Origin of the sequence: Corynebacterium sp. SA-MJD20WY100, from assembly GCF_039822565.1 — a bacterium.
GTDB lineage: Bacteria > Actinomycetota > Actinomycetes > Mycobacteriales > Mycobacteriaceae > Corynebacterium > Corynebacterium phoceense_A.
On record NZ_JBCJKS010000001.1, the window covers coordinates 46,097 to 61,818 of the forward strand.

Sequence of the window (15,722 nt, forward strand, 5' to 3'; positions counted from 1 at the left end):
GTCGCGTCTAGCTGATGGCGAACGTATAGGCCTCTGAGTAGTTGTCACCAATGATGCCGTGGGCGAAGTAGTGGCCGTCCTCCGCGATGGGACGGTCGGTGCACTTTTCGGGTTCAGAGCCCTTGCGGGACCAGGTGGCTTGGAATTGCTGGGTGGCGCCGGCCTTGAAGGTCGTGCGACCGGTCTGGACGGAGGGGTAGCAATCCGTGTCCGCCCACACGCGGGCGTTCGTGCCCATCGCATAGACCTCGAAGCGCAGCTTGTTCTGGTCCAAGTCGATATCGCAGTCCACGGCCGTGGGGTTTTCGACGTCCATGACGAAGACAGGCAAGGCACCGTCCTTGTAGGACGCCTCCACGGTTTTCACGCTCACCTTGAGATCATCCACGGTGCAGGAATTCTTCGGCGCTTCGGACGCTGCCGCGGATTCGGACGGCGCGGCTGCAGAGGACTCTGCGGACGGGGCGCCGTCGGAAGCGGGAGCCTCCGCGGCGGAGGACTCCGGCGCCGACGCGTCAGCCGCAGTCTCAGCGGAGGACGTGGGAGCGGCCGACGGTGCGGAGGTGGGGGCATCGACAGGCTGGGCCAGCGAGGAGGTTGCGGCGGCTTGTTGCGACGCATCATCCTTACCGCCTCGGCCCACTGCCCAGGCGATGATAAGCGCGGCGACCACCACGAGGATAAGAATCAGCGCGGCCGCACGGCGGCGCTGATAAATCACGGGAGGCAGTGGCTTACGCGGAGTCGACATGCCCTTATTTTAGGGCGTGACCGGCGCGACCTGCGCCACTGCGGGCCCGCGTGTCTACTGCACGCCGTGCAGGACGAGGGGTTCGACCGTGCCGTCGTCGAGGAGATAGCGAATGCCAGCAATGCCGAGCTCACCTGCTTCAACCTTATCGGCGAGATGCGGAATGCGCGCCATGAGCTGCTTGACGGCCTCCACAGTGTTACGACGCTCGAAGTCGTCCGTGGTGTCCTTGCCCTCGGCCTGGGAGGCAACGGCGGCAAGCGCGACCTTTTCCACGATGGTGCGCTGGAAGCCGGCCGGAATGGTGGAGTCGTCCTTGAGGAAGCCCGAGGTCGCCTTCACCGCGCCACAGGACTGGTGGCCCATGACGACAAGGAGGTCGCAGTTGAGGTCATCGACGGCGAACTGCACGGAGGCGAGCACGGCGGTGTCCACGATATGGCCGGCATTGCGAATGATAAACGCGTCGCCAAAGCCCATGTCGAAGACAAGTTCAGCGGGGACGCGAGAGTCGCCGCAAGAAAAAATTGCAACGCGCGGAGCCTGGCCGGTGCGCAGGGCGTCGCGACGGGCAATATCGGAGTTAGGATGTTCCGCCTGGTCAGAGGCATAACGTTTGTTTCCAGCCAGCAGGGCGTCCCAGACGTCCTGAGGGGTCTTGAGCTCAGTGTTTTTAGCCACGGTACATAAGTTTAAACTATCCCTGATGAACTTCGAAGCACTTCTTGCATGGTTTGGCGTCAACGAGCGGGATCTCCCCTGGCGTAGGCCCGGCACCACCGCCTGGGGCGTGCTGCTCAGCGAAGTGATGAGCCAACAAACACCCGTCGCGCGCGTCGCCCCCGTCTGGGAGGACTGGATGGCGCGCTGGCCTACCCACGTGGACTTCGCGGCGGCCTCCCGCGCAGACATCCTCAAGGCGTGGGGCACGCTGGGCTATCCCCGGCGCGCGCTGCGGCTCTGGGAGTGCGCCCAGGCTCTCGGCTCTTCACCCGTCCCCTCTGATGTCGATGCTTTATTGGAATTGCCTGGCATCGGGGACTACACCGCCCGCGCCGTGGCGTGTTTCCACTACGGGCTCAACGTGCCCGTGGTCGATACGAATGTGCGGCGTGTCTACGCGCGCGCTATTACAGGGACCTTCCTGCCGCCCACGCCGCGCAAGCGGGAGCTTGCCGATGTCGCCTCGCTCCTCGAGGCCGCACCCGTTGGGCGCGGGCCGCGTGTCTCCGCCGCGCTCATGGAGTTAGGTGCCCTTGTGTGTACGGCGAAGAATCCCTCGTGCGACGTCTGTCCGCTCAAGCCCAAGTGCGCGTGGCAGCTCGCCGGGTGCCCGGAGCCCTCGGAGGAGGAGACCGCCAAGGCGAAGAAACGCGTTCAGAAATTCACGGGCACGGACCGCCAAGCGCGCGGGCGGCTCATGGCGGTGCTGCGCGGGGCGACCGAGCCAGTCTCACAGGCGGCGCTCGACGCCGTGTGGGAGGACGCGCCGCAGCGCTCCCGCGCGTTGGCCTCGCTGCTCGAGGACGGGCTCGCGGAGCAGGACCCCGACGGACGGTTCCGGTTGCCTTCCTAGAAGTCTGGGTTCCCCGCACCCAGGCGGTGATGCGAGAAGTCGATGAGGTGGCCCAACGCCCAATCCTTATCCGTGAGCAGACGCGCGAGAATGAGCCCGGCGCCAATGGAAATGACCACCATGGCCGCCGTCGCGGCGAAGGTGAGCGCCTGCGTCATATCGCCGGCGTTGAGCTGGTAGACGGAGCGGAACATCGCGGTGCCGGGAATCATGATGACGGAGGCCGGAACCGTGGTTGTAATGCGGGGCAGATGCACCTGCTTTGAGGCGACGGCGCCGAGGAGGCCCACGATGAGCCCGCCCACGAACGCCGCAAAGTAGGCCGTAGTGCCGGCTTCCACAAGCAGCAGGCGCACGAGGTTGGCCACGGTGCCCACGCACGCGGCGACGAGCACCATGCGCCGCGAGGAATTAAAGAGGAAGGCGAACCCCGCGATGCCGCACAAACTCGCCGCGGCCGCGAGCAGGAACCATTCCGGCGTGAAGTCCGCCTGCGCCGGCTCCGGCTTGAGATCCGTCAACCAGCTCACCATCGTCACCGTAAACGTCGCCGCAAGGATGACGGTGAGCGCATACGTCAAGCGCGCGAGCCCCGCGTCGAAGTCGAAGCGGCCTAAATCAATGAGCGCGGAAAACAGCGGGAAGCCCGGGATGAGGAAGAGCACCGCAGCAACGTAGCCGGAGGAGAACCCCGCGGGGTCCGCGAGCCCCGCCGCGGCGAGGGATTCCGTGGTGGCAAAAAAGACGAGCGAGGACACGAGCCCCGCCGCGATGATGCCGCCCAGCTGGTGAACGTGTTGCTTGGCTAGGGTGTGGCGCGTGAACTGCCCACAGAAAGCAGCCAGGGCCACGAGCGCGATGGCCACCCAGGAGAAGTAGTTGAGCACCGCAAAGGACGCGCACGCCACGGCCGCAGCAGTCGAGAGAATCCACACGTTCCAGCGCTTCGTCACGCCATGCTCAATCGCATCAAGCTTCGCCGTGAGTTCTTCCGCCGTGATCCCCCATGGCACCCCGTGGTGTGTGAGATCCTCAAGCGCCTCGATGCGCGAAGCGTCAACCGCCGGCGAATGCTGCTGCGCAATGATGGTTCGGAAATGCTCACCGCGGTGGAACGTGCACACAATCTGCGTCACGCCCACGGACAGGTCGAGCCGGTCAAAACCCATCGCGCGCGCCGCGCGCTTCATTCCACGCATGACGCGGTAGCCGGATGTGCCCGCGCCCATGAGCAGCATGCCCAAGCGCAGCACGACGTCGGCCTCGACGCCCATCTGCCGATATTCCGCTTGCGACATGCCCATAGGCCGTCGCTCCCTTCACCTATCTATTCTCGACTAAAGCCGCGTGCTTTAGCGCCAGCGACCGCGGAAGTTGAGTCCGCCGGGCAGGTTGACCCACATGCCACCACGCGAGTTGAGGGTCACGGGACCGATTTTCGTGGACATCGAAGCACCCGAGCCGGAGATATTGATCCAGCTATTCTTGCCCGTCTTCTTGCGCTTGCGGAAGTAAATACCCATGCAGCAAAGTCTAGCGTCCCGCCCAAATCCGGGTAATCTATGCTCGTGAAAATCCGCTTTCTTCTCTCCTCGCTCGCCCTTGCCGCAAGCCTTGTCCTTCCGCCCGCCACGGCTGTCGCCGCGCCTGCCCATGCCCCCTCTCCCGGCACCGTCACCGCCAGCGCGCCCTTCCAGCACCTACTACCCGCCAATGCCTCCGCCCGCGTGCTCACGTACTCCACGACGCGCGAAGATGGCTCCCCCGTCGCGGCCACCGCGACGCTCTACGAGCCCACCGCCGCCTGGACGCACGGCGGCCCGCGTCCCACCATCGTCTTCGCCCCGGGCACCCGCGGTCAGGGCGACCAGTGCGCGCCCTCACAATCCTTCCTTGGCGTGTCCTCCGCGTGGCCCGGCTCGGTGAATTTTAACTACGAGTACCAGTTCCACCAGGCTGCCGCCGCGGCCGGCATGCGCGTCATCGTCCCGGACTACATCGGGCTCGGCACCCCGGGACACCACACCTACGTCAATAACATCGAGGAAGCCCACGCCGTCATCGACGCCGGCCGTGCTGCGCTCCAGGCCTCCGGCGCGCCTGCCGATGCCCCCATCGCCTTCGCCGGCTACTCCCAGGGCGGCGGCGCGGCGGCCGCGGCGGCCGAGTTCGCCGAGTCGTATGGCCCCGACCTCAACGTCCGCGGCACCTATGCCGGTGCCCCGCCGGCTGACCTCGAACGCGTCATGCATGCCGTCAACGGCTCCGCCATCGCGCACGTGCTGGGCTACGCCATTAACGGCTTCGCGGAGCGCGACCCGCAATTCCGCGACGCCATCCTCGCCAACTTCAACGACCGCGGCAAGGCCTTCCTGCGCGACGCCGCTACCTCGTGCATCGGCGAATCCGTTGCGAAATGGGGTTTTACCCGCACCCAGACGCTCACGGCCCACGGCGAATCCCTGGAGGAACTCTCTCTCAAAGAGCCCATTATCGGCGAGACGCTGCGCCGCCAGAAGCTCGGCCAGCACACCCCCAACGCGCCCATCTACATCGCGAACTCCCCCACGGATGATCTCATCCCCTACGGTCAGGCCCGCGCGCTCGCTGGCGCCTACTGCCAGGCCGGCGCGACGGTGAACTTCGTGGCGGAGCCCGGCACGGCACTCGCCCCCGGCGCGGCCCTCGGCCACGCGGTGCCTCTCATGGCCTCCGTGCCGAAGGGCCTGGTCTACCTCTTCGACCTGTTCACGAATAAGCCCGCCCCCAGCAATTGTGCATAGACCCAGGTCACACCGCCCATGTCGGCGCCACACGGCAGTATTTTCACCGTGAAACTTCTCTCCCTCTCTCCCCTGCGTGCGGGCCGTATTCTCACCGCTTCCTCCCTCGCCGCCCTGACCGCGGCGGCGCTGTGCACTGCCCCTCTCGCCACCGCGGACCCCGCGTCTGCCTCATCCCTGTCGAGCGTCGGTTCTAGCTCCGGTTCCAGCTCCGGTTCCAGCTCAGCCGGCGAGGAGTACGACTTCTACATGACGCCGCCCTCGGCCGTGGGCTACGCCCCGGCGGGCACGCTCCTGCGTGAGAGCAACGTGGGCGTGGGCCGCAGCCGCATTCTCTACTCCTCCACCCTGGAGGATGGCACGCCCACGTACGTCTCCGGCGCGGTCCTGGAGCCCACCGGCCCCTGGCACGATGAAGGGCCCGCCCCCACCGTCGTCATGGCACCGGGCACCCGCGGTCTCGCGGATCACTGCGCACCCACCAAGGGCCCGGGCTTCCGCGGCCAGATCGCCCCGCTCATGTCGTCCATGGGCATTAACTATGAGCTGCCCTATTACGCAAAATTCCGCGCGCGCGGCATGCGTCTCGTGCTCACTGACTACATCGGTCTGGGTACGCCCGGCGTCCACACGTAGGCCAACCGCGTCGAGCAGGCCCACGCGATGCTCGACGCCGCCCGCGCCGTCGTCGGTGACTCGGGCCGCCCTGTCGCTCTCTTTGGATACTCCCAGGGCGGCGGCGCCGCTGCCGCCGGCGCTGAGCTCGCAGAAGCATACGCCCCAGAGCTCAACCTGCGCGCCACCTACACGGGCGCTCCCCCGGCTGACCTCATCGCCATGCTCGGCGGCTCGCCGAACTTAGGCCCGGACCTCGCTTACGTCATCGCGGGATTCTCTGCGCGCGACGAGGGCTTTGCCACCGCTGTCAACGGCTACCTCAACTCCAAGAGCCGCTACTGGCTCGCGGAAAACTCCCGCTCGTGCATCATCGACTCCATGCTGCGCTGGGGTGCTACTCCGCTGTCATCGCTCTCGGATACCGGCATGTCCATGGCCGAGTTCATCGCCTCGGACAAGCGTGTTTCCTCCGTCCTCGCCCACCAGAAGCTGGGCACCGTCGCCTTCACGGGCCGCGTTTTCGTGGGCAGCGCCCCCAACGATGACATTGTCAATCATGACCCGGCCATGCACTGGCCTCGGACTGGCAGAAGCTCGGCGCGGCGGTGGAGACCACCGAGGTTGCTGGCTCGCCGTTCTCGTCCCGCGTCTCCGGCGGCCACGCCGCAGGCCTCTTCGCGCAGTTCGATCCCGCCCTCGACTGGTTGGAGCAGGCTCTGTTGGCGGGCTAGACTTGGTCTCCTTGCATGCGGCGATCCGCGCCGTGTGCCGGAACAAGGAGCTGTCACGCATGCCAAAATTCAGCGATATCAAGACCCAAGATCTTCTCTCCCTCATCATGGCGCTGGCTACGCTCGTGAGCGCCATCATCGGCATCACCGCCAGCAACGACGATGATTCCTCAAGTGGCTCGCTGAGCTCCGAGTCCGCCCCCGCGTCGGAGTAACCCCGGAATAGCCCGCGCACGCAGCACACGCCGCGCGGGCTCATCTCCCCTGCGCTAGCCCTGCGCGCGCCAGCTCTCCGTAAATTCTCCGCCCGCCACACGGGCACCGCCCTGGCGCACGCCAAAGCTGCCGTCGCTCACCGTGATGAGTGCGTCGTCCGTGGGAACATAGAACGTTGGGCCTTCCAGATAGGCCGTGTTTGTCAGCGATCCACCAAACAGCGCGCTGTGATAGATGTACTCGCCACCAGATGCACACACGACCGCCGCGCCATCGGGACCACGCCCGGCAAAGGCGAGCGTCTCGCCATCACCACAGACGGCAGTAGTCCCCGACCATCCGCTCTGTGTAAGTCCCTCCGGCATGCCTGCTTCACCCGACGCCGCCTCCGTCGACGGTGACGCTTCCGGTGTTGTGGCAGGCGTCTGATCCTCACTCTCGGATTCGGTAGTCGGCACCCCCGCCTCCACGCCCTGCCCCGACACGGTCTGCGTGACCACAACGGTCGGGCGCTCCGCATTATTGTTCTTTCCGCCACCCCACACGGTCCACGCTACGAACCCCACTGCGGCGAGCACAATACCCGCCAATAAGACAACCCCAGCGATCAGCGGCCAGCCGGACTTACTCGAGCGGGCGGTTGCAGATCTTGTCTTCTTCGACGAAACCATAGCTTTCCTTTCGATAGGCGAGGATTGCACGGGCTATAAGAGCAACCGAGTTGAGTCTAGAAGACTGCAGCATATCTGGAATACACCTCCGCAGGCATACAAAAACCCGCATGCAATCACTGCATGCGGGTTTTGTTGCTCTACGCCTCAAACGGGCTAAGACTTAAAGCGCCTGGCCTGCACCGGCGGTCGGCGGGTTGTTGCCGTCGTCGTTCGAGTAGTCGTCGAGCGGCAGCTCTGGCTCGGAGGATGCGGACGGCACGTCGGCGGTGACGACCTCTTCGGTCTCACGCACCTCGGCGTCGGCCTCCTCGTCGGTGAAGGTGCCAGCTGGCAGCGGCTTCGGGCTCGGCGAGAAGGTGAACGTCGCGTTCGTGTTGTCCTTGGACTCGCCGTCCCAGTTCTCCACATCGACCGTCACGAGGTCGCCGGCACCAATCTCGCCGAAGAGGATCTTCTCGGAGAGCTGATCCTCGATCTCGCGCTGGATGGTGCGGCGCAGCGGACGAGCGCCGAGAACCGGGTCGAAACCACGCTTGGCCAGAAGGTCCTTGGCCTTCTGCGTGAGTTCGATACCCATGTCGCGCTCGGTGAGCTGCTTCTCCACGCGGCCGATGAGCAGCTCGACCATCTGCACGATCTGCTCCTGCGTGAGCTGGTGGAATACCACAATCTCATCGATACGGTTGAGGAACTCGGGGCGGAAGTGCTTCTTCAGCTCGTCGTGAACCTTGTTCTTCATGCGCTCGTATTGGCCATCAGCATCCTGCGACGCGGAGCCGGAGAAGCCCAGGCCCACGGCCTTGGAGATGTCCTGCGTACCCAGGTTCGAGGTGAAGATAAGAACGGTGTTCTTGAAGTCGACCACGCGGCCCTGGCCGTCGGTGAGGCGGCCGTCTTCGAGGACCTGCAGGAGGGTGTTGTAGATCTCCTTGTGGGCCTTCTCAATCTCGTCGAAGAGAACGACGGAGAACGGCTTGCGGCGCACCTTCTCGGTGAGCTGGCCGCCCTCCTCGTAGCCGACGTATCCCGGAGGAGCACCGAAGAGACGCGACGCGGTGAAGCGGTCGTGGAACTCGCCCATGTCGATCTGGATGAGGTCATCATCCGAACCGAACAGGAAGTTCGCCAGGGCCTTGGACAGCTCCGTCTTACCAACACCGGACGGGCCGGCAAAGATGAAGGAACCGGAAGGACGACGCGGGTCCTTGAGGCCTGCGCGCGTACGGCGGATAGCGCGGGAGACAGCCTTGACGGCTTCGTCCTGGCCAATGATGCGCTTGTGGAGCTCCTCTTCCATGTTGAGCAGGCGAGAGGATTCCTTCTCCGTGAGCTTGAGAACCGGGATGCCGGTCCAGTGAGCCAGAACCTCTGCAATCTGGTCCTCGCCGACCTCGGCGATGTCCTCGAGCTCTCCCGAGCGCCACTGCTTTTCCTTCTCTGCGCGCTCTTCGCCGAGCTTGCGCTCCTTGTCGCGCAGGCCAGCAGCCTTCTCGAAGTCCTGTGCGTCGATGGCCGCTTCCTTTTCCTTGCGGACCTCAGCGATACGGTCATCGACCTCACGCAGGTCTTCCGGAGCAGTCATGCGCTTAATGCGCATACGGGCGCCAGCCTCGTCGAGGAGGTCAACGGCCTTATCCGGCAAGAAACGGTCATTAATGTAGCGGTCAGACAGGTGAGCAGCAGCCTTGAGGGCCTCGTCCGTGTAGGAAACACGGTGGTGTGCCTCGTATTTGTCGCGCAGGCCCTTAAGGATAAGGACAGTGTCCTCAAGCGAAGGCTCGTCGACCTTCACCGGCTGGAAACGACGTTCCAGGGCGGCGTCCTTCTCAATGTGCTTGCGGTACTCATCGAGCGTGGTCGCACCGATGGTCTGCAGCTCGCCACGGGCCAGCTTCGGTTTAAGCAGCGAGGCCGCGTCGATAGCGCCTTCTGCAGCGCCCGCGCCGACGAGAGTGTGGATCTCGTCGATGAACAGGATGATGTCGCCGCGCTGGTTAATCTCCTTGAGGACCTTCTTCAGGCGTTCCTCAAAGTCACCACGGTAACGGGAACCGGCAACGAGGGAGCCCAGGTCGAGCGAGTAGAGCTGCTTGTCCTTGAGGGTCTCCGGAACCTTGCCGTTGACGATATCGAGAGCCAGGCCCTCGACGACGGCGGTCTTACCAACGCCCGGCTCACCAATGAGCACCGGGTTGTTCTTGGTACGACGCGAGAGCACCTGCATGATGCGCTCGATTTCCTTGTCGCGGCCCACGACCGGGTCGAGCTTGCCTTCCTTCGCAGCCTGGGTCAGGTTGCGACCGAACTGGTCAAGCACGAGCGAGTTGGAACGGTCACCACCGTTGCCGCCACCGGTGCGGCCGCCCGGGGCAGCGCCGGCGCCGACGGGGCCGGAACCCGGCTGGCCCTCGCCGCCTTCTTGTTGGTTGCCCTCGTAACCGGAGAGCAGCTGGATAACCTGCTGGCGCACGCGCGGAAGATCGGCGCCGAGCTTAATAAGGACCTGTGCGGCCACGCCTTCACCCTCACGGATGAGGCCGAGAAGCAGGAACTCGGTGCCAATGTACTTGTGACCCATCTGCAGGCCCTCGCGCAGGGACAGCTCGAGCACCTTCTTGGCGCGCGGGGTAAACGGGATGTGGCCCGTGGTCGGCTGCGTGCCGTGGCCGATAATCTCTTCCACCTCACGGCGGACGTCCTCGAGCGAGATGCCCATGGACTCCAACGCCTTGGCGGCGACACCCTCACCCTCGTGGATCAGGCCGAGCAGGATGTGCTCCGTGCCGATGTAGTTGTGGTTGAGCATGCGTGCTTCCTCTTGCGCCAACACGATGACGCGTCGAGCACGGTCCGTAAACCTCTCAAACATGTCCATAACCTCTTTCGCTCTAATAGTTCTTTGCCCACTCTAACGCGCACCTTCGCCCCGGCATTGCCCTCTGCCTCCACGTGTTCGCCCCGACCCCTCGTTCCCCCAGCTCACAGGGGTGTACGCCGGTAGCGAACAGGGCCTTTTCTGGCCCTGATCGAAGCCTCACTGTGGTCTTCTGGAGGCGTCCCCACACGGCTCTGCGTCGCCTGTACCAACCCGCCCCGCTTTCCGATGCCCCCTCGCATCGGCTCCCCTCAATGCACGTGTCCCCGCCGCGATGACAATCGTGGCGGGGACAGGCGTATTCAGGCACGCTCAGATGCAGCAGCCCGAGCGCGAAGGGCTCCTAGTGGGCTTCCTCCGTGGTCGGGATGCGCTTGACCATCGGCGCGAGGACACACGCGACGATGCCCACGGCGCCAGCGAAGAGGAAGGCCCAGTGTGCGCCGTGGGCAGTGGCGGCATCGGCAGCCTGGCCTGCGGCCATGCTGGACTCGGTGCCGCGGGTGAGGAACACGACGAGGAAGGCCGTGCCGGCCGCGCCGGCGAGCTGCTGCAGGGTGTTCATGATGGCGGAGCCGTGGCCGTAGAGGTCGCCCGGCAGGGAGGACAGCGCCGAGGTCATCAGCGGGGTCATCATAAGACCCATGCCGAAAGCAAGCAGAATGTGCATGGCGACGACGTGCCAGATGGCGTCATTCTCATCGAGGGTGGACATGAGCCACAGCGAGGCGGTGAGCATGATGACGCCGGGGATAAGCAGCGGGCGCGGACCATAAGAGTCGAAGAGACGGCCAACGAACGGCGAAATGAGGGCCTGGAGGATGCCGCCGGGCATGACCACAAGCCCGGTCATCGCCGCGGTAGCGCCCAGCGAGGTCTGCAGGTAGATGGGCAGGACGGTGACAGTGCCGAGCATCATGCCGAAAGAGAGCAGCATGATGGCGATGGCGAACGTGTAGTTGCGCACGCGGAACGGACGCAGATCCATAAGCGCCTGGTTGTCCTTCGCGAGGGCGTTCTGGCGGCGCACGAAGATGATGAGCGAGATTAGGCCCACGACGGTGATGATGATTTCCGTGGTGCCCTCGCCCTTGAGGATCGCGTTGATGGAGGACAGGCCGTAGACGAGGCCGCCGAAGGCGAGGACGGACAGGACGACGGAGAGGAAGTCGAGCGGGATGGTGCGCTGCTCGCCGACGTTGGGCAGCTTAATAAGGCCGAAGACGAGGATGAGCACGACCAGCGGCACCATAGCCCAGAAGATGAAGTGCCACGTGAGCGAGTTAAGAATGAAGCCGCCCACCGTCGGACCGAGCGCGGGTGCCACGGAGATGACGATGGAGATAACGCCCATGACGGAGCCACGGCGCTGCGGCGGCACGAGGGTCATGGTCACCGTCATGAGCAGCGGCATCATAAGCGCCGTGCCGGAGGCCTGAACAATGCGGCCGAGCAGCAACAGCGGGAAGACCGGAGCCATGGCGGCGACGACGGTGCCGACGAGGAACGCGACGACCGCGAAGAGGAAGATCTGGCGGGTGCGCAGTCGCTCCAGCAGGTAGCCGGTCGCAGGGATGACCACGGCCATGGTGAGCATGAAGCCCGTGGTGAGCCACTGTGCCGAAGTCGCCGGAATGCCGAAGTCCGCCATAATGGCAGGCAAGGCAACGGACAGCGAGGTCTCGTTGAGGATCATGATCATCGCGCCGAGGACGAGCACGGCAAGCGTCATGCCTGTGCCCTTCGGCAGGGTCTGTGGTTCAGCCATGAAGTGTCACAACTTTCTTCTCACGCATTAAAAAGGGCGTATCCACGCACAAGGCGCACATACGCGTAATAAAAAGACAAGCGTCTACCTTAACCAGCGACAGCTACCGCTCGTAATTCGAGAATGTGAGTTTGTGGGCAATTCCACAGATGACAGCAGGAGTGAACAGTGTCCACGAGGTCCGTGGGTGAACGCCACCAGCTACGACAGCGATACATGAGGTGAAAGCGTTTCACGCGAAATGCTTTCTTGTTATTGCTCACCCAGTCGCTCTCGTCGTCTTCTCCCCGGCGGGTTTCCCGGCTAGTTCCCCCCCCCAGTTGGTTTTGCCTCCTCATAGCAAAATGGTGTCAGTGCTGTTTTGGCCCCACGCGTCCGCGAGTTTCTCGCCCGCTGGCTGCCCACCAGCGTCACGGTCATCGGCCTGACGTTGCCCGTAGGCGCGATCGTGCTCAAAACAACGCTGGACGACGCACAAGTGAAATGGGAAGCCGAGCATTCCACCGCCAGCACGCGGATAACGGCCGATGACATTGAGCGCGCGACGAACGACTTCCGCGACGACAACAGCGCGACAGCCCTCATCCACAGCTCGGTACTCGCCGACCAGGCACAAAAGTGGGCCGAGCACATGGCCGCCCGCGATGACTTCTCGCATAGACTGCTCACGCCCTATGTCTCTGAGTTCGAAGTGAAGATGACGCCGAGGACATCATCACGTCTTTCGACAATTCAGTGACCGGCCACGCCGAGAAACAGCTGTATCCGCACCACACCGACATCGGAATTGGCGTGGCGTATGACTCCAAGAGGCGACATCTGGGTCGTCCAACGCCGTGGCGTCCCTGCGGCCTACAGCGAGGAGCCTAGGGACGCCATCGGCGGATGGGCTGCGGCGCCGCGTCTACTTGATGAGGACGACGCGCTGCTGGCCGTTATCGGCTGAGCACGTGAAGTGGCGATTTTCCGGAGTATCAGGCTGGCTGTCGAGAGCCGCAAACGAGCAGCCCCAGCCATTGCTCACCGGCGCGATAAGTGCCTGACCGCCCTTTTCGGCATCCGTGTACTCGTCGAGCGCCGCCATCGCCTCGTTACAGTTCGTGTCGTCCTGGGCGACATAGACGAGGAAGTCCTGGTTGCCGATGGGGTTCGCCTGACCACAGACCGTGCCCACACGCGCAGTGCCGTCAGCCGCAGGCTTCGGTGGGAAAGTATCAGAGTGGTACTCGCCGCTACCCGAGATGGTGAACTCATGGCCGTCCTTCGTACCCTTGAGACCGCCATCAGCAAGGGCTTCGAAAGTCACGCCCTCGATGTCGACCGACTCGCCCGGCTGCAGCGAACCGGCCGTGCGATACTCGCCGCCCACGAATGCGGCTGGACTAAAGCCGATATCGGCCTCGTAGTTCAGGCCATTGGATTCCCAAATGGGTATGCCCACCTGGGGGACGAGCGGCGGGTCGTTGAAGGCCAGGCGGCAGGAGACGTGGTCATTGTCCGGGATGACCATGCACCCCGAAGAGCCGTCAGCGTTCGTCACGCCGTAAGAGCTCATGGTGGAGTGGGAGAGCGGGGCGTTGAGGAATTCGTCCGCGGAGCGCTGGCCCGACTTCTTTCCCGAGGTTGCGGGAGCGGCCTTAGCGGTGGAGTTGGGAGCCGGTGTGGCCTCGCTCGACGCCGAAGCGGAGACAGACTCGGAGGGCTGGACGACGACGGTCGAAGTGACCGGCTCACTGGTTCCGGACGAGCAGGCGCTCACAACGAGCGCCATGCCGATGACTGCACTAGGAAAAAGTAGGGATTTCATACGGTCATCTTTACACACGCCCTCGACATAAACGGGACAACAGCGTTGTAGACCCGGCGGTGGGGGTACTCCCCCACGACCTTGCCTCCCACGCGCGCGGCCAATTGATTGTAGAAGCGCACGAGCCCGGGGCCCTCGTCGATTAGAAAGAAGGTCTACATTCTTGCGCCGTATTCGGACGTTGCGGTTGGTTTCCTCCAGATACACGAAACCCGCCCCGGCACACGGCCGTAGACGGGTCGGCGTCGAAGACTAACGTGCCTCCGGTTTCACCAGCGGGAAGAGCACGGTTTCGCGGATGCCCAGGCCAGTGACGGCCATGAGCAGGCGGTCGATGCCCATGCCAGTGCCGGCCGTCGGCGGCATGCCCTGTTCCATGGCGGCGAGGAAGTCCTCATCGAGACGCATGGCCTCATCATCGCCGTTGGCGGCCAGACGGGCCTGGTCCTCGAAGCGCTCGCGCTGGATGACCGGGTCAATGAGCTCGGAGTAGCCGGTGGCCAGCTCGAAGCCGCGGACGTAGAGGTCCCACTTCTCGGTCACGCGCGGCTGCGAGCGGTGCTGACGGGTAAGCGGCGAGGTCTCGACCGGGAAGTTCTTCACGAAGATCGGGCCCTCGAGCTGGTCCTCGCAGAGCACCTCCCAGATTTCCTCGACGAGCTTGCCGTGGCCCCAGCCGCCATCCTTCGGGACCTCGAGACCAATGACGTCAGCGATCGCCTTGAGCTCCTCGACAGTGGAGTCGATGGTGACCTCCGGCTGCCCCGGGAACTTGCGCTGAAGTGCCTCGTTGAGCGAAGGATACATCTCGATTTCCTTCCACTCGCCGCCGAAGTCGTACACGGAGCCATCGGCAAGCGTACGAGTGAGATCCTCCGGCTCCTTGCCCTCAGCCTTATTGAGCTCACGGACGATGTACTGGATGGACTCGCGCGTCGTGCGTGCGCAGTCGTTGTAGTCGCCCCACGCAGCGTAGGTCTCGAGCATGGCGAACTCCGGCGAGTGCGACTTGTCCACGCCCTCGTTGCGGAAGTTGCGGTTGATCTCAAAGACGCGGTCGATGCCGCCCACGACGGCGCGCTTGAGGAAGAGCTCCGGCGCGATGCGCAGGTAAAGGTCGATGTCGAGCGCGTTGGAGTGCGTGACGAAAGGACGGGCAGCCGCACCGCCGTGCAGCGTCTGCAGCATGGGTGTTTCGATTTCCACGAAGTCCTGGCTTTCCAGGTAGTCGCGCAGCGCGCGCAGGACTCGGACACGGGTCATCGCGTTCTTGCGGGCTTCCGGGCGCACGATGAGGTCGTTGTAGCGCTGGCGAACGCGAGTCTCTTCGTTCATGTCCGCGAACGCAACCGGCAGCGGACGCAGGGACTTCGCGGCCATCTGCCACTCGGTGGCCATGACGGAGAGCTCACCGCGACGCGAGGCAATGACCTTGCCGGTCACGGAGATGAAGTCGCCCAAGTCGACGTCAGACTTCCACGCGGCCAGCGCCTCCTCGCCGACCTCGGCGAGGGAGAGCATGGCCTGCACCTGCGTGCCGTCGCCATCCTGCAGCGTCGCGAAGCAGAGCTTGCCGGTGTTGCGCATGAAGATCAGGCGGCCGGCAATGGAGACGACATCCTCGGTCTCGTCGCCCGCGGCCAAGTAGGTCACGCCTTCCTGGGTACCCTTTTCCTCGCCCTCGGCGACCACGACGTACTTGGCGCGCAGGTCAGCCAGGGAGGTAGAACGCGGCACGGTGACCGGATAGGCCTCCACGCCAGAGTCGATCAGGCGCTCGCGCTTCTCGCGGCGGATGCGCAGCTGCTCCGGAACGTCATTTACTTCAGTATTCTTCTGCTCACTCACGCAGACAAGGATAACCCATCGCTCCCGCAGCGACCGTGTTGAGGACAGGCTTCTGACGGCCCGAGAGCCACAACG

13 protein-coding genes and 1 pseudogene are annotated in these 15,722 nt (G+C 64.3%); 5 read left to right on the forward strand and 9 right to left on the reverse strand.

Features of this window, described 5'->3' with window-relative positions; genetic code table 11:
* Positions 1-7 precede the first annotated feature (7 nt).
* Together ABJ196_RS00210 and ABJ196_RS00215 are read right to left on the reverse strand one after the other, a co-directional pair.
* Entirely contained in the window at positions 8-751 is a 744-nt protein-coding gene (locus tag ABJ196_RS00210; protein WP_303936992.1) for a hypothetical protein, read from the reverse strand.
* Positions 752-805: 54 nt separating this feature from the next.
* On the reverse strand, positions 806-1,432 hold the full coding sequence (locus ABJ196_RS00215) for a carbonic anhydrase (RefSeq protein ID WP_347304708.1): 627 nt from the start codon (positions 1,430-1,432) through the stop codon (positions 806-808).
* A gap of 25 nt (positions 1,433-1,457) precedes the next feature.
* Between ABJ196_RS00215 and ABJ196_RS00220 the strand changes: the two genes are divergently transcribed.
* A complete protein-coding gene (locus ABJ196_RS00220) occupies positions 1,458-2,327 on the forward strand; it encodes an A/G-specific adenine glycosylase (RefSeq protein ID WP_347304709.1) in 870 nt (289 codons plus the stop codon).
* Here the strand turns inward: ABJ196_RS00220 and ABJ196_RS00225 are convergent.
* Together ABJ196_RS00225 and ABJ196_RS00230 are read right to left on the reverse strand one after the other, a co-directional pair.
* Positions 2,324-3,601 (reverse strand): threonine/serine exporter family protein, encoded by a 1,278-nt coding sequence (locus tag ABJ196_RS00225; protein ID WP_347304871.1) that lies wholly within the window; start codon positions 3,599-3,601, stop codon positions 2,324-2,326. The two genes, ABJ196_RS00220 and ABJ196_RS00225, sit on opposite strands and share 4 nt — an antisense overlap.
* A gap of 78 nt (positions 3,602-3,679) precedes the next feature.
* A complete protein-coding gene (locus ABJ196_RS00230; RefSeq protein WP_077210016.1) occupies positions 3,680-3,850 on the reverse strand; it encodes a DUF4236 domain-containing protein in 171 nt (56 codons plus the stop codon).
* A gap of 39 nt (positions 3,851-3,889) precedes the next feature.
* Between ABJ196_RS00230 and ABJ196_RS00235 the strand changes: the two genes are divergently transcribed.
* The 3 genes and pseudogenes from ABJ196_RS00235 to ABJ196_RS00245 all read left to right on the forward strand — a co-directional run.
* On the forward strand, positions 3,890-5,110 hold the full coding sequence (locus tag ABJ196_RS00235) for an alpha/beta fold hydrolase (RefSeq protein WP_347304710.1): 1,221 nt from the start codon (positions 3,890-3,892) through the stop codon (positions 5,108-5,110).
* Between the two features lie 48 nt (positions 5,111-5,158).
* On the forward strand, positions 5,159-5,746 hold the full coding sequence (locus tag ABJ196_RS00240) for a hypothetical protein (protein ID WP_347304711.1): 588 nt from the start codon (positions 5,159-5,161) through the stop codon (positions 5,744-5,746).
* 24 nt (positions 5,747-5,770) lie between these two features.
* Positions 5,771-6,625, forward strand: a pseudogene (locus ABJ196_RS00245) (lipase family protein); the annotation flags it as partial.
* Positions 6,626-6,728: 103 nt separating this feature from the next.
* Here the strand turns inward: ABJ196_RS00245 and ABJ196_RS00250 are convergent.
* From ABJ196_RS00250 to ABJ196_RS00260, 3 genes are all read right to left on the reverse strand, one after another.
* On the reverse strand, positions 6,729-7,346 hold the full coding sequence (locus ABJ196_RS00250; protein ID WP_347304712.1) for a hypothetical protein: 618 nt from the start codon (positions 7,344-7,346) through the stop codon (positions 6,729-6,731).
* A 163-nt stretch (positions 7,347-7,509) separates the two neighbouring features.
* A complete protein-coding gene (locus ABJ196_RS00255; RefSeq protein ID WP_347304713.1) occupies positions 7,510-10,218 on the reverse strand; it encodes an ATP-dependent Clp protease ATP-binding subunit in 2,709 nt (902 codons plus the stop codon).
* Positions 10,219-10,567: 349 nt separating this feature from the next.
* On the reverse strand, positions 10,568-11,992 hold the full coding sequence (locus tag ABJ196_RS00260) for an MDR family MFS transporter (protein WP_347304714.1): 1,425 nt from the start codon (positions 11,990-11,992) through the stop codon (positions 10,568-10,570).
* A gap of 361 nt (positions 11,993-12,353) precedes the next feature.
* On the opposite strand from ABJ196_RS00260, the gene ABJ196_RS00265 reads away from it, so the two are divergent.
* Positions 12,354-12,731: a CAP domain-containing protein gene (locus ABJ196_RS00265; protein WP_347304715.1), complete on the forward strand. Its 378-nt coding sequence runs from the start codon at positions 12,354-12,356 to the stop codon at positions 12,729-12,731.
* 165 nt (positions 12,732-12,896) lie between these two features.
* On the opposite strand, the gene ABJ196_RS00270 is transcribed toward ABJ196_RS00265, so the two are convergent.
* Positions 12,897-13,799: a hypothetical protein gene (locus ABJ196_RS00270; protein WP_347304716.1), complete on the reverse strand. Its 903-nt coding sequence runs from the start codon at positions 13,797-13,799 to the stop codon at positions 12,897-12,899.
* 252 nt (positions 13,800-14,051) lie between these two features.
* On the reverse strand, positions 14,052-15,647 hold the full coding sequence (gene lysS, locus ABJ196_RS00275) for a lysine--tRNA ligase (RefSeq protein WP_347304717.1): 1,596 nt from the start codon (positions 15,645-15,647) through the stop codon (positions 14,052-14,054).
* Positions 15,648-15,722 lie beyond the last annotated feature (75 nt).

Bases quoted from the DNA above. Each gene is read 5' to 3' on its own strand.
- ABJ196_RS00225 (WP_347304871.1), bottom strand. From the start codon at position 3,601: ATGGGCGTCGAGGCCGACGTCGTGCTGCGCTTGGGCATGCTGCTCATG.
- ABJ196_RS00260 (WP_347304714.1), bottom strand. From the start codon at position 11,992: ATGGCTGAACCACAGACCCTGCCGAAGGGCACAGGCATGACGCTTGCC.
- ABJ196_RS00210 (WP_303936992.1), bottom strand. From the start codon at position 751: ATGTCGACTCCGCGTAAGCCACTGCCTCCCGTGATTTATCAGCGCCGC.
- ABJ196_RS00255 (WP_347304713.1), bottom strand. From the start codon at position 10,218: ATGTTTGAGAGGTTTACGGACCGTGCTCGACGCGTCATCGTGTTGGCG.
- ABJ196_RS00270 (WP_347304716.1), bottom strand. From the start codon at position 13,799: ATGAAATCCCTACTTTTTCCTAGTGCAGTCATCGGCATGGCGCTCGTT.
- ABJ196_RS00230 (WP_077210016.1), bottom strand. From the start codon at position 3,850: ATGGGTATTTACTTCCGCAAGCGCAAGAAGACGGGCAAGAATAGCTGG.
- ABJ196_RS00250 (WP_347304712.1), bottom strand. From the start codon at position 7,346: ATGGTTTCGTCGAAGAAGACAAGATCTGCAACCGCCCGCTCGAGTAAG.
- ABJ196_RS00235 (WP_347304710.1), top strand. From the start codon at position 3,890: ATGCTCGTGAAAATCCGCTTTCTTCTCTCCTCGCTCGCCCTTGCCGCA.
- ABJ196_RS00220 (WP_347304709.1), top strand. From the start codon at position 1,458: ATGAACTTCGAAGCACTTCTTGCATGGTTTGGCGTCAACGAGCGGGAT.